Annotated in this window: 13 protein-coding genes; all 13 read left to right on the plus strand. The window is 35.5% G+C overall.

Annotation, left to right across the window (positions count from 1 at the left end; genetic code table 11):
- The first annotated feature begins 17 nt into the window (after positions 1-17).
- The 13 genes from tmk to AB8B65_RS07985 all read left to right on the plus strand — a co-directional run bounded on the left by tmk (position 18) and on the right by AB8B65_RS07985 (position 14,676).
- Positions 18-647 carry a dTMP kinase gene (gene tmk, locus AB8B65_RS07925; RefSeq protein WP_405300352.1) on the plus strand — a complete coding sequence of 210 codons (630 nt, stop codon included), beginning with the start codon at positions 18-20 and terminating at the stop codon, positions 645-647.
- A gap of 474 nt (positions 648-1,121) precedes the next feature.
- Positions 1,122-1,688 (plus strand): DUF4255 domain-containing protein, encoded by a 567-nt coding sequence (locus tag AB8B65_RS07930; protein WP_405300353.1) that lies wholly within the window; start codon positions 1,122-1,124, stop codon positions 1,686-1,688.
- Positions 1,681-2,232, plus strand: coding sequence for a hypothetical protein (locus AB8B65_RS07935; protein ID WP_405300354.1), 552 nt, complete (start codon positions 1,681-1,683; stop codon positions 2,230-2,232). Before AB8B65_RS07930 ends, AB8B65_RS07935 begins: the two co-directional genes overlap by 8 nt.
- Positions 2,233-2,257: 25 nt before the next feature.
- Positions 2,258-4,336 carry a phage tail sheath C-terminal domain-containing protein gene (locus AB8B65_RS07940; protein ID WP_405300355.1) on the plus strand — a complete coding sequence of 693 codons (2,079 nt, stop codon included), beginning with the start codon at positions 2,258-2,260 and terminating at the stop codon, positions 4,334-4,336.
- A gap of 49 nt (positions 4,337-4,385) precedes the next feature.
- Positions 4,386-4,817 (plus strand): phage tail protein, encoded by a 432-nt coding sequence (locus tag AB8B65_RS07945; protein WP_405300356.1) that lies wholly within the window; start codon positions 4,386-4,388, stop codon positions 4,815-4,817.
- Positions 4,818-4,825: 8 nt separating this feature from the next.
- Entirely contained in the window at positions 4,826-5,299 is a 474-nt protein-coding gene (locus AB8B65_RS07950; RefSeq protein WP_405300357.1) for a phage tail protein, read from the plus strand.
- Positions 5,299-5,454 (plus strand): hypothetical protein, encoded by a 156-nt coding sequence (locus AB8B65_RS07955; RefSeq protein ID WP_405300358.1) that lies wholly within the window; start codon positions 5,299-5,301, stop codon positions 5,452-5,454. Before AB8B65_RS07950 ends, AB8B65_RS07955 begins: the two co-directional genes overlap by 1 nt.
- Before the next feature lie 2 nt (positions 5,455-5,456).
- Positions 5,457-6,212, plus strand: a complete 756-nt coding sequence (locus AB8B65_RS07960; RefSeq protein WP_405300359.1) for a LysM peptidoglycan-binding domain-containing protein — start codon at positions 5,457-5,459, stop codon at positions 6,210-6,212.
- Positions 6,209-7,948, plus strand: coding sequence for a type VI secretion system tip protein VgrG (vgrG, locus tag AB8B65_RS07965; protein ID WP_405300361.1), 1,740 nt, complete (start codon positions 6,209-6,211; stop codon positions 7,946-7,948). Before AB8B65_RS07960 ends, vgrG begins: the two co-directional genes overlap by 4 nt.
- A 12-nt stretch (positions 7,949-7,960) precedes the next feature.
- Positions 7,961-8,251: a PAAR domain-containing protein gene (locus AB8B65_RS07970; RefSeq protein WP_405300363.1), complete on the plus strand. Its 291-nt coding sequence runs from the start codon at positions 7,961-7,963 to the stop codon at positions 8,249-8,251.
- Positions 8,252-8,255: 4 nt separating this feature from the next.
- Complete coding sequence (locus AB8B65_RS07975) at positions 8,256-8,669, plus strand: GPW/gp25 family protein (protein WP_405300364.1); 414 nt, start codon at positions 8,256-8,258, stop codon at positions 8,667-8,669.
- Positions 8,670-8,671: 2 nt separating this feature from the next.
- Positions 8,672-11,863: a hypothetical protein gene (locus AB8B65_RS07980; RefSeq protein WP_405300365.1), complete on the plus strand. Its 3,192-nt coding sequence runs from the start codon at positions 8,672-8,674 to the stop codon at positions 11,861-11,863.
- Positions 11,857-14,676, plus strand: a complete 2,820-nt coding sequence (locus AB8B65_RS07985; protein WP_405300366.1) for a hypothetical protein — start codon at positions 11,857-11,859, stop codon at positions 14,674-14,676. The genes AB8B65_RS07980 and AB8B65_RS07985 overlap by 7 nt, the downstream gene beginning before the upstream one ends.
- The last annotated feature ends 180 nt before the right edge of the window (positions 14,677-14,856 follow it).

A 14,856-nucleotide genomic window follows, 5' to 3' on the forward strand; every position in this document is an offset into this window, starting at 1 on the left:
GCTACAATAAGAATTACATGATGAAAAACATATTCATTGCCATAGAAGGTATTGATGGAAGCGGAAAAAGTACACAAGCAAAAAACATTGCAAAACGTTTAGAAGCTAGCGGACACAAAGTCTATCTTACATTTGAACCTACAGACATGCGTATTGGTAAAATGATCCGTAGCATTCTTGGAGGAAAAGAAAAAGCTGATGAAAAAGTAATTGCGGCTTTATTTGCTGCGGACAGACTGGATCATTTACTGCACGAAACACAAGGAATTCTCAAAAAACTTGAAGAAGGCTACACTGTAATAACCGATCGTTATTACTTTTCTTCCTATGCATATCATGGTGCGCATGTAGACATGGATTGGGTAATTCAATCGAACAAAATGGCAGCCGAAATTCTAAAACCTACGGTAAATATTTTTGTTGATGTTTCTCCCGAAGTTGCTATGAAACGAATCAACTCCAATCGAGAAACAGTTGAAATCTATGAAACACTCGACAATCTAAAAGCAGTGCAATCGCAATATACGCGTGCGTTTAAAAAACTAAAAAGTGAAGAACACATCGTAAAAGTAAATGGTGACGAAACGCCCGAAAAAGTGACAGAAGCACTATGGGAAGTCATTCAAACAGAAATAAAAGATTCTTAAAAAATACTTACAATACACTCATGATAAAATCTCTTCAACCGAAGAGATTTTTTGTTTTATAAAAAATCAACAAAAAGCATTCGTGAATTCGTGTTAAAAACTCACAAGAGCAAGCAACAAAAAATATTCGTGAATTCGTGATAAAAAAAGTTTTCAGTTAATTCAAAGAAAATATAAAACGAATCAACGAAAGGTAAATAGTCAAAAGCTTAGTAATCAAAATAGTAAGCAAAATAAATCAACAAAAAAAAAGTTAAAAAGTTTACACTATGAAACAAACAGTTAGTAAATAAAGCAACCGATAACTGACAACAGAAGCAAAGCGGCTAACAACTAAAAAACCGTGTTTTTCCTATAAAAAAAAGTTTTTCCTCCCTAAATAAAAAAGTGTTTTTCCTGTGTCAAATTAGCGAATTAACTCTATACAATTTCTTGTACTATAAATAGATTTGTTTCGTAATCAATTAGGGAAACATGATCAATAAATTCGTAGACAAACTGAATGCAGACGGACTCGCTACCTACATAAACACCTTGGCAGGAATCTCAGTCAAGTTAGGAGCGCAAAATGTTGCCGACATTCAATCTGACGAAAACAATATTGAAAGTGACAATCTATTAGTAACCATTGTACGTATTGAAGAAGAAAGTACCTTAAAAAACTTTCCAAATCAGCGATTAGTTGAAAGTGGTGGAGCGTTCAAACTAGACAAACGTTTTCCAAAAATTCATCTCAACTATTACTTACTATTTTCCTGCACATTACAATATGACAAAGCTGTGGCGGTCATATACAAAACCATCAAATTCTTTCAGCATCAAAGAAAATTTGCTTTTACAGCAGATGAAGACGATATCGAACTCAATATGGAACTCTGTTCACCGAGTTTTGAACAACTCAATAATATCTGGGGAATGTTAGGAGGAAAACAAATACCTAGTGTACTCTACAAAGCTAGAGTATCTGCACTCGAAAGAGACATTGAAAAACTAGCAACAGTAATTACAACAATCGGAGGAGAAGAAAAACACTATGAGTAGATTCAGTTACACATATGCGCCAGTCACTATAATAAAACTTAATCATGAAGATGGTTTTGCTACACAAAGCAATGTAAAAATCTATCCAAGTAAAGATTCGGAAGCACTCATTGAAAAATATAAACTCATTGTAAAAATGACGCCAGAAGGATTTGCGTTGTTGTGCAAAAAACAAGAAGAATTTATAGCACAAACAGTGGATGAAGTATTAATAATAGATGGAGAAGAAGTAATAGATAAGCGAATTACTGGATATGCTTCAACAACGCCCAATCGTACATTTTCAAATTGGTTGCCAGATGTAATAGATATTGATCTAGAATTTTATGCAGTTGCCAATCAAAAATATAAAAACGAAACCAAATGGAACAATTTAGCATTGAATGACTTTGTAGCATATAGCGCTATAGATTTAGTAGGAACAATTACTCCGAATGCTACAATTAATGAGCGAATACAACCAGATGCCATCATACAACTCAACATAGCTGAAGTACATCTAACAACGCCAGCAACACTGACTTTTGAAATAAATAAATTATAACAAAACACTTTAAATCATAAATATTATGCCTAGTACATTAAAAACACCAGGAGTTTATATTGAGGAAATTGTGAAATTTCCACCTTCTGTCGCACAAGTAGAAACAGCGATCCCTGCATTCATAGGTTATACAGAGAAAGCTACAAAAAAAATTAGTGGAGACTTAAATGGAGTTCCAACACGTATTTCATCATTACTACAATATGAAACATATTTTGGTTCAGCAAAACCCGAAACAACAATCAATGTTACTGTAACCGATGATGTAAATGGCGATCAAACAATAGAAGTAACGCAACCAACAAGCAAACAACCGTTTATAATGTATTATTCAATGCAATTATACTTTGCAAATGGAGGAGGACCTTGTTATATAAACTCTGTTGGTCAATATGGAGATGGTACACTACTTACGATTCTAGATACAAACGCATTAAAAGCAGGTTTAGATGAAATTGCAAAAGTAGACGAGCCTACATTAATTGTATTTCCTGACCTAAGTAGAGCAGACTCTGATGATGTAGCATTCTACGGACTATATAATGAAGCACTTGCACAGTGTAATAAACTACAAGATCGTTTTACAATAATTGATACACATGGAAGCGATAATACTTCTGATCCAGATCCATTTGTAGTTAGCTTACGAAATAACATCAATGGAAGTAAAGACTTCGCAAAATATGGAGCGGTATACTATCCTTATTTAGAAACAATTTTAGATTACAAAATTGATCCAGATGCAATCATAATCAATCATATAGATAATTTTGGAACAGCTGGTGCAGCTGAAAAAATTAAAGGAAACCTAGCAAAAGTAAATACAGATGCAGCAACGGTTTTAGACAATATTATAACAACGCTAACAAGTTTTAGTACAACAGGATTTGCAGGAAAATTAGCAGATGTTGTTACATATTTATACAATGACAATGCTCCTGATGAAGGTTTTGACATTAGTGGAACAAAAAACTTTACGAGTCCAAGGCCAGCAACGTTGCATACAGATTTAGAAGAATTGCTCACAGAAGTGGCAACGCTTATTGATCTCAAAAATAATGCTAAAGTAGAAGCTGATGCTACTGTATTAGCATTAGAAGAAGAACTTCCACTATTAAGTATAGATGCTATAAAAGCAAAACTAAAAGAGCTTACAGATTTATTTGATGCAGCTGATACAATTGAAAAGCAATACGACGAATTAGTAAAGCTTACAAACTCTCTAAAAAAGCACATTCTTAAAGCAGATACAGCAAAAATAGAAAGCACAATTGACTCTGGAGCTAAAAATATTGTAGCGGTTATTGGCGAGTTCATCTCAACAACAACAGCACCAGCTGATGCAGATACAACATTATTCGATGCTGTTGCAACTAAATTTGGAGAACTAAATACTTTAATAGCTACTGAAATTGACAAAGACACAAACAACGGAGAAATGCATGGAAGAAGTCTAAGTTCATTAGAAACTGATGACAATGCTACGTACAACAAAATAAAAGCAGAAATAAATAATCTTCCAATGGAATTGCCACCAAGTAGTGCCATGGCTGGAATCTACGCTAGAGTAGACAGTACAAGAGGAGTTTGGAAAGCACCTGCAAACGTAAGCTTAAACTATGTAACGAAACCTACTGTAAGAGTAACAAACGATATTCAAGATCGATTAAATGTCGATACAACTGCTGGAAAATCAGTAAATGCAATTCGTTCATTCACTGGAAAAGGAGTGATGGTTTGGGGAGCAAGAACTTTGGCAGGAAATGACAATGAATGGCGATACGTTTCGGTAAGACGCTTCTTTAACATGGTTGAAGAATCAGTAAAGAAAGCAAGTGACCAATTTGTATTTGAAGCAAATGATGCCAATACTTGGGTTCGAATTCGTTCAATGATTGAAAATTTCTTGACAAACCAATGGAAAGCTGGAGCATTAGCTGGAGCAACCCCAGACGACGCATTTTATGTAAAAGTAGGGTTAAATCAAACCATGACTGCAGATGACATTTTAAACGGAATCATGAATGTAGAAATAGGAATGGCAGTAGTACGTCCTGCAGAATTTATTGTATTAAAGTTTTCTCACAAAATGCAAGAATCATAATTGATAATTACAACTAAAAAAGATAACAAATCATTAAAAACATAAAACTATGTCATATCCATTACCAAAGTTTCACTTCCAAGTAGAATGGGGAGGAACTAAAATCGGTTTTCAAGAAGTGTCGGGACTCGATAAGGAATTCGAAATGTTAGAATACCGAGAAGGATCAAGTCCAGAATATAGTAAAATCAACATGCCAGGAATGGTAAAATATACCGATATCGTACTTAAAAGAGGTGTGTTTAAAGGAGATAATGAATTTTTCGATTGGATGAAAACCAATAAACTCAACAAAGCAGAACGCCGTGATATTACCATCAGTTTACTCGATGAAGAACATGCACCAGTTGTCGTTTGGAAAGTATTAAATGCGTGGGCAAAAAAGATTCAGTCTACCGATTTAAAAGGAGAATCAAACGAAGTTGCTATAGAAACATTGACTTTAGCACATGAACGTATAGAAATTACCAACGAAGGATAATCTAAAATATGGCACTTTTTGACAACTTTAAATATCCAGTTTCTGGCTTTCACTTTGTAGTGTATTTCAATGGACTCTTACCAAATCCTGTAGACATGAGTTTTCAGTCGGTATCAGGATTAAGTGTTACTGTTGAAACGGAAAGCTATGCGGAAGGTGGAGAAAATAGATTTGTCCATGAAATACCAAAAGGATTAAAATTTAGCACGCTTACGCTGAAAAGAGGACTCAAAAATGTACCATCGTCAGTAGCAAAATGGTGTGAAGATGCGTATGAAAAATTCGAATTCAAACGCTTAAATCTTATCATCGTACTACTCAGTGAAAATCACATTCCTATCAAAACATGGAATGTTGTTGGAGCCTATCCTATCAAATACGAATTGGGAGAATTCAATGCAGAAACGCAAAGCATACTTATAGAAACGCTAGAGTTAAAGTATGATTATTTTAAACTTTTATCAATAGGAGATCTAATATAATGGGAATCGAAATAAAAAATTTGCGTATCAAAGTAAATGTCAATGCTCAAAAAGAGGAAGAAATCTCATTGGTCAAAGAAGAACGTGCCAATTGGACCTCTCACGAAATAATGACAGCTGTTTCAAAAATGATTACTAACAAAAAAGAACGCTAATCATGTCTATACTTGGAGAATTAGAGAAAATGTCTATCCAAAAATTTGATAGAGATGGAAACAAATCTGGCGATGCAATAAAAGTAGCAATCAATCCTGAAAATTATAAAGAAACATTTTCTGTAGAATATAATTTAGATCAAGAAACAAATTCACCCGGAAAAAAACCAAAATTTGCCAAAGTAAAACCAGGTGATATTACGTTCAAATTATTATTCGATTCTACTGGAATCTTTGATATTGTCGGTTTAGATCTCGATTCAACACTCACCAGTATTGCAGACGATATTGCAGGATTCAATCCGTTTAAAGATGATGAAGCTGATGAGAGTAACATCGTTGCTGAAATAAATAAAATCAAAGATTTGGTCGCTGTTCAAGGAGACATGCACATGCCGTTTGAGTTAGAAATCACTTGGGGATCATTAAGTTTTAAATGTTTTCTGATAAAATTAGACATTGATTATAAGCTATTTAATTCCAAAGGTTTTCCAATTCGCGCAGTTGCTACACTTACCTGTAAAGACAGTAAGGATGATAAATTACGCGCAGCAGAATTAAAATTATCATCACCAGATTTAACACACATACGACAAGTAAAAGAAGGTGATACGCTGCCACTAATGACGTACAGAATCTATGGCGATTCAAAATACTATCTAGAAGTTGCGAGAGCAAACAATCTACTCAACTTTAGAGATTTAGAACCAGGAACTGAATTGTTTTTTCCACCAATAAATAAAACACAAAGCGCATGAGTTTAGTCGGCGACATATCGACAGAACAACAAAGTCTAGTAACCTTAACAGTACTTATTGGTAATGCTGAGGAAGAAGTAAGTACTACATATGGCGTAAAAACCATAACAGTAGAACGTACTTGCAACCGAATTCCAACGGCAACCTTAGTCATTGTAGATGGTGATAGTGTTACGCAAGAATTTGAGGCAAGTAATGCTTCATTTGCACCAGGAGAAAAAATACATATCAAAGGAGGTTATGATTTAGAAGAAAAAACACTCTTCAAAGGAATCATTACAAAACACGGTATCAAATCAAATAACAGTACAAACTACCTCATTATTGAATGCAAAGATGAAGCATTTAAAATGACACAAGCACGTAAAAATAAAATCTTTTACGAAGCTACTGAAAGTGATGTAGTAGGAGATATCATCAAAGAAAATGGACTTAAAGGCTCCATGACTTCAACATCGCATACACATCATGAAATTGTGCAATACCAAGCCACAGATTGGGATTTTATACAATGCAGAGCACAAATCAATAACATGTTGTGTTTTACAGAAGATGGTGAAATTAGTATCAAAGCACCAACGCTAAGCGGAAGTGTATTTACAGCAACATTTGGAGGCAATATATTTTCATTTGAAGCAGAAATTGATGCCCGCAGTCAGTATGATGCTTTTGAAGCGTCTGCGTGGAACTATTCCAATCAAGAATTGGTTACAAAAACGGCGAGTAACAGTGGTTTAAACACTGCAGGAAATCTCGACTCAGGAAAATTAGCAGAAGCTGCAGGCGGAAACAGTATCATGCTTACACATACAGGTGACATTCCAGACGAAATATTAACGTCATGGGCAGAATCTAAAAGTATGTATCAGCAACTGGCAAAAATCTGTGGAACGGTCAAAGTGCAAGGAACAGAAGTTGTGCTTCCTGGTACTATGATTACACTCGAAGGAATGAGTGATCGCTTTAACGGAGATGTATTTGTGCGCGGTGTACACAATACAATTACCAATGGAAACTGGGTTACCACAATAGAATTTGGATTAAATCCGGAATGGTTTACCGAAACTTATGAAGTAAGTCAATTGCCAGCATCAGGAATGTTGCCAGCTATTAGCGGATTGCAAATTGGAGTAGTTTCTGCTTTAGAAGGAGATCCGAAAGAAGAACACAGAATACAAGTAAAATTACCCATCATCAGTGCAGATGAAGAAGGTGTTTGGGCACGTGTACTAACCATGCACGCAGGAGAAGAATTTGGAGTACACTTTTTACCAGAAATAGGAAATGAAGTCTTGGTAGGTTTTTTAAATGATGATCCAAATCAAGCCATAGTTTTAGGTTCTTTATTTAGTAATACCAATCTATCTCCAGTAGAATATTCGGATGATAACTATGAAAAAGTCATCATGACCAAAAGTGAAATCAAAATCACAATGAATGATGAACTAAAAAGTATCAAACTAGAAACACCTGGAGAAAAAATAATCAATATTGATGATGATGAAGGTGTCATTACACTCCAAGATGAAAACAGCAACATCATCACCATGAATACAGACGGAATTACGATCGAATCTGGAAAAGATATCATCATGAAAGCCACTGGAGACATAACTATGGAAGGTATAAATGTGGGAGTTGTCGCTTCCGCAGAATTTACTGCCGAAGGTGCGTCGGCAACCCTAGAAGGTTCAGCAACAACGACTATAAAAGGTGGAATCGTACAAATAAATTAAAAAAAGAGCAAAATGCCAGCAGCAGCAAGAATAACAGATATGCATGTTTGTCCAATGGTTACAGGAACTGTGCCACACGTTGGAGGACCAATATTACCACCTGGAGAACCTACCGTACTAATTGGCGGTTTACCAGCAGCAAAAGTAGGTGATATGTGTGTGTGTACTGGACCACCAGATAGCATCACAGCAGGTTCAGGAACTGTCATGATTGGCGGTATGCCAGCAGCAAGAATGGGCGATTCAACTGCACACGGTGGAAGCATTGTATTAGGAGAACCAACCGTAATAATAGGAGGATAAAACTATGGATGCATCAATAATAACATATTTAGGAAAAGGATGGGATTTCCCTCCAAAATTTCTAAAAAAACAAGGAGAAGTAAAAATCATCTCCGATATAGAAGACATTGAAAAAAGTTTACAAACGATCATTACCACACGTCAAGGAGAACGTGTCATGCGCCCAAAATTTGGTTGCGATCTTACAGATCAAATATTTGAAAACCTAAGCGCAACGCAAACTACGATCATGAAAAATCGAATCAAAGAAGCAATAGTTTTCTATGAACCGAGAATCGATGTCATCAAAATAGCATTAGATACACAAAATTTTCTAGAAGGAAAGTTTTTAATCAAAGTAGAGTACTTAATACGAGCAACAAACACAAGGAGAAATATTGTATTCCCTTACTATATAACTGAAGCAACAGACATATAATCATGAGCGATTGTACCGAAAATACATTAATAAAGTTACGCGAAGGCACTACACAGCAAGAGCGGTATCTTTCTTTGCTCAATCCTGGGAACGTAGAACTCATGGGATTCGGAGTAAAAGACTGGATGAACTTTGCGGAAGAATTTTCGAAGCATGTACAATTATACGATCAAAAAGATTTCAAAAATCCTAGCGGAAACTGGGAACCATTTCACAATGCTTCCAACGAAATCAAAGAAGTAATTGAAACCTATACAGAAGGAGACATTACGCCACAATTGGCACTATTTATAGCGTTCTTAAAACTATTAAACAAAAGTAAAGAACGATTCAATCAAATAACACAACGCCATCTTGACTTTTACTACAAGGAAGTTTTACAACTCAAAAAAAATGATGAAAAAGCAGATCATGCCTACATTATCTTTGAATTGGCTAAAAACGCAAACGAACAATTTCTAAGTAACGAAACACTCGTAGATGCAGGAAAAGATAGCAATGGAAACACACTTCACTATCAATTAGAAGACGAAATTGTCATCAACAAAGCTAAAATAGCGGCTTTGCGTAACACGTATGCTTACGAAGACGAATCAAACTGGCATGCATCAAACATTGCAAATTCGGCTGATGGAGAAGGAGGCGAAGATGAAAATGGCGGAACTTCTTGGTTGCCTTTCGGCGATACAGAACGCAATTTGGCAAAAAAAGGATTTTCACTCAGTGCGCCATCTTTATTACTTTCTGAAGGTGTACGAACAATTACCATAAAAGCAACATTTGCAGCGATACCAAGTGGAGAAGAATTGCGATCTATCCTAAGCATAGAACATACAGGAGAAAAAGAATGGGTAACACTTCCGTTTACAGCAATTACCAAAGCACAAACAAATACAAATGAAATAGAAATCATTATTGAACTTACTGAAGATGATGAAAAAATAGTAAACTATGATGCCGAAATTCATGAAGGAAGTTACAACACAGCACATCCAATAATACGTGTATTATTTGCACAAGATGATATTTCGGAAAGTACGTATGAAGCATACTTGCTAATTGCCAATGCAGACTTACAACAAATAACAATTACAACTGTAGGAACCTATTCTGAAAACCTAACAGTAAAAAATGATCTTGGTAAAATAAAAACTGAAAATCCGTTCTATCCATTCGGAATACAAGCAAAAAAACGTGCGAATCTAAAAGTTTCTTCCGAGGAATGGATTGGAAAACGCATTAGCAATATAGACTTAACTTTAAGTTGGAAAGATCGCCCAGATAGCTTTCAAACACATTACCAACAATACATTCAAGAATATCTCAACTTATCACCAACGGAAACTTTCAAGGAAGTCTACGATGGAATCAAAGCGGGAACAAAATCAAGTACCGAATTAGTTACTGGAATTAATGGTGAAAATCGTTTCCTTGTAGATGCAAGTTACATCGGAAAAGTAAAAACACATACTGAAAGTGTTGCAGATGCAGTGGCAAAAACTGAAGAAGAAGAAGCACCAACCCAATCGAGAGAAGAGAGAAGACGCAGTAGCGATCGAAGAGGCTTTGGAAGAAGAGATAAAAATAAAAAATCAAAAAGACATACCGAAGACGAAATGCAAGCGATGTATCATACGCACAGTGATGATAGAGATACGGGCAGTGATTCGGCAGCCACAAGTCCGGCACCATCAACTACAGGTATTGGTCAACAAATGTTCAAAGGTATTTCAAGTGTTACGTTCAACGGTTTTTTACCAACAAATACAACGTATATTCCTAAAAAGGCGGACGATTATTTTGTGCAATTATCCTTGCAAAACAGCTTTTTGCACGATGCATTTCCAAAAATATATACCTATCACGCACTCAATGAATTGGCATTACCTAACAATGCGTATACGCCATTTGCAGAAAACTTATCGGTTACTGTAACAACTACAGAAACTATTGGAACCACTAAAAATGAAGTGCAATTATATCACGAATTGCCTTTTGGAATCAACAAAGTAAAACGTTCCAACTTATCGCTGATGTCTTTGCCAGAAAATGGCGGACAACTCTATATTGGAATTGAGGAAGCTATAGCTGATCAAAACATTCAATTCCTTTGTCAAATTGAAGAAGGTTCAGAAAACCCAGATGCGATAGATACCTATGATAAAGCAACTGTAGTTTGGCAATATTTACATAAAAACATATGGAATAACCTAAAACCAGCATATTTACTCAAAGACCAAACCGACAGCTTTTTAACAGCAGGATTGGTAGCCTTTACAGTACCAAAGCAATTTGGAGATAACACCCTTTTTGCAGAAGATTATTTATGGATTCGTGCCACCATTTCCAAACCATTTGATACGGTATCAAAATTTACAAACATTCATACACAAGCGGTAGAAGTACAATTTGTAAATAATGAAAATACTTTAGAACATTTGGACAAAGGAATGCCAGCAGAAACCATATCTAAGTTAGAAGATCGTTTGGCAACTGTAAAAAAAGTAACGCAACCGTATGCTTCTTTTGATGGTTTTCCAAAAGAAAGTGACTTGGATTTTTACCGAAGAGTTAGCGAACGATTACGTCATAAAAATAGAGCTATTACGCTCTGGGATTATGAACATCTCGTACTTCAAAAATTTAATTATTTGCACAAAATCAAATGTCTTAATCACAGTACAAGCACTAGCTTCAAAGCGCCAGGAGAAGTATTATTGGTTGCCATTCCAAACATCATCGATCAAAATGTATATGACATTTACAAACCAAAATTAAGTCAAAGTAAACTCAACGCAATTGAAACCTTTATCAACGAACTCAATACCATGCATGTAAATGCAAAAGTAGTATCACCAGTATACGAAACTGTAGAAATTACAGTAAGTGCACGATTTTACGAAGGGTTAGATGCTAATTTCTATGCGAAAAAATTACAAGAAGACTTAGCGCAGTATTTGTCGCCATGGGCTTTTGATAAAAACCAACCGATATCATTCGGAAATGCGCTCTACGGAAGTGAAGTCATTTTTTACATTGAAAATTTAGACTATGTCGATTATATAAAAGATTTCAAAATGTTGCACGATGCAGACGAAAAAGATGAAATCATTCCAACAGATCAAAAAAGTATATTAACCTCAGTAGTGCCAACATCACATACTGTAAACGCTATAACAACCAACGAATGTTAAACGTAGACGAACATATCACCATACCGAGTAATGTAGACTACCAAAACGACTTGGATTTTCAACATCTAAGAGACGCTGGACAACAATACATTGAAGAACTCAGTCGAAAAATCTGGACAGATTACAATATCACCGATCCAGGAATTACGATTATGGAATTGTTATGCTATGCAATTACGGACTTAGGATTGCGTATAGATCAACCGATTGAAAATTTGGTTGCTTCTGCAGAAGATAACTTCGAAAAAATGCACGAGCAATTCAAGTCAGCAAAAAATATACTAACATGCAGACCTGTAACGGCAATCGATTATAGAAAACTGTTCATAGACATCAAAGGTGTCAAAAACTGTTGGCTAGCAATTCATACGTTACCAATACATGCCGAATGTAACGAAGAAAATCCACGCCTAAGCTTTGATCCATTTGTAGGATCAGATTACAAAACAGAAACCATCAATATCAAAGGATTATATACAATTCTTGTCGATTTTGATGAGGATGAAGAATATATAGAAGAAGACATCATTGCAACAATTTTCACCAAATACCATGAAAACAGAAATCTGTGTGAAGACTTAGTTGAGGTAAAAAAAGTGCCAAAACAATGCATTCGTGTCTGCGCGGAAATTCAATTAGAAAATGGCGCTAACGAAGAAAAAGTACACGCAACCATTCAGTGGTCAGTAGCACAATACTTATCGCCAAGTGTACGTGCCAATTCGCTTACGGAAATGTTAGATTTAGGACTTTCGTCAGATGAAATATTTGAAGGGCCAATCTTAGAAAACGGATTTCTAACACCAGAAGCTTTGCAAAAATCGGAGCTGCGTACGCAAGTACGTTTATCAGACATCATGAATATTATCATGAAAATTGATGGTGTAAAACTCATAGAAGGCATTAGTATTGATAATTGCCCACCAAAAATAAATGGAGAAGAAGGTGATTGCAATCAAAATATAACAGCAAAAAGTGATCCTTGGCTAATCTGTGTAGAAGCAGGACATTTACCTGTATTGTGCGATCAAAGTACATTCAATTACAAAAAAGGATTCTTGCCTGTCGGATTAAATCCAGAAATGGTAGCAGAATTCACTGTAGAATTAGAAGCAGCAGAAAAAGCAAGCACAGAAAAATCGTTTGACGACTTACCAATGCCGTTAGGTGTGTACAGCCAAATAAAATACAACACCGTACAACATCATTTGCCAGAAAATTACGGAATTTCCAAATACGGATTGTCCAATACCGTTTCTGATGAACGAAAAGTACGCGCCAAGCAATTACAAGGATACTTACTCTTTTTTGATCAAGTATTAGGAACCTATTTTTCACACTTAGAGCATACAAAAACACTCTTGTCAGCTGATGAAAACTTACAACAAACCTACTTTTTCAAAGCGGTAGAAGGCATAAACGGTATAGAAACCTTGTTGGATAACTTTCCAAAATACAAAAACAATGTAGAAAACATCATTGACAAATTAGAAGATTTCAATGCACGAAGAAACGAACTCTTAGATCACTTAATTGCACGTTTTGCAGAAGTATTTGAAAACTACACTAATACAATGTACAAGCTCTTTGGGAAAGACAAAGACAGTGTAGAAGCAAATATTATTACCACTAAAAACCGATTCATCAAAGAATACGATAAAATCAGTTCGGAACGTGGATTGGCATTCAATTACAGAGCAACAGAACAATGGGGCACCGAAAATGTATCAGGATTTCAAAAACGAATTGCGCTCTTATCTGGTTTAGACAGTTATTTACGTCGCGATTTATTCAACGATTACATCAGTATTGAAACAGCACAACGTAATACTTCTAAAAATGGATTGCATTTTGAATATCGTTGGCTCATAAAAAGTGATACGAAAGTATTTCTATCATCAGAAAAAGACTTTGCGTCAAAACAACAGGCAATCAATGAATTACTTAACGTATTAAAACTAGCAACCAATCAAAACAATTACGTATTACGTCAAACGGAAACAAAATCACAACGCTATTTCATTGCTTTGTTAGATGAAGAAGGAGAAATTATTGGCAGACAATACAATCATTATTATGCTACAAAAGAAATAGCCGAAGAAAGACTCGCGGAAACCATTGCATACATTAACAATTTACTATTTGATGAAGGTTTTTATTTAATAGAAAACATTCTCACATTACCATATCACACCAAAAAAATAGAAGACTTAAACGATTGTTTGCCGTTATGTATTGACGATGGATGCAATACGTGCAAAAACATAGATCCATTCTCGTATCAGGTAACAATCATATTTCCAGGATATACGTCGCGTTTCTCTAACATAGATTTCCGCATTTTCATGGAAGATCTAATTCGTAGAGAATTGCCAGCGCATATCCAACCACGTATCTGTTGGGTTGGACATATCGATGGCGCATTGACACGGATAGAAAAAATAGAAGTTGTTGAGAGTCCAACTGATGGCATATCAAACATGGAAATCGTGAGTGAACTAGAAACAGAAACAGATGCCGATACAGTATTTGAAGTAGCTAAAGATTTGACTGAAGCTGATTTATACCAAATTATAGATGACGATGAAGCGTATGATATGAAGCACGTTCAAAATGCATGGAAACAATTTTTAGAATCGAAAAAAGAAGGGCCAGATTATATGGCATCGCATGAGTCATCCAAAGAATTACTCTGTGCGATCAACCGAATGAATACTATTTACGCCACAGGAACACTACATGATTGTAACGATGATGATGGCGAAAATAAAAACAGAATCATACTTAACAGAAGTGCGCTCGGCTCACTCTAAGTACTAAAATTATGACTAACTATTGAAAGAATATACAAAATGATGCGTTAGAAACAGCTAGGAATTAGGCATTAGGTGTTGGGTATTAGGCCTTAGATATGAAATCAAACCAAAAACCCATAACCAAACAAACAAGCACCCAAATCTAAGAGCGAAGCGATCTAAAAGCGCAGCGTTCTA

The sequence above is a fragment of the Kordia sp. genome (assembly GCF_045105435.1).
Taxonomy (GTDB): Bacteria; Bacteroidota; Bacteroidia; order Flavobacteriales; family Flavobacteriaceae; genus Kordia.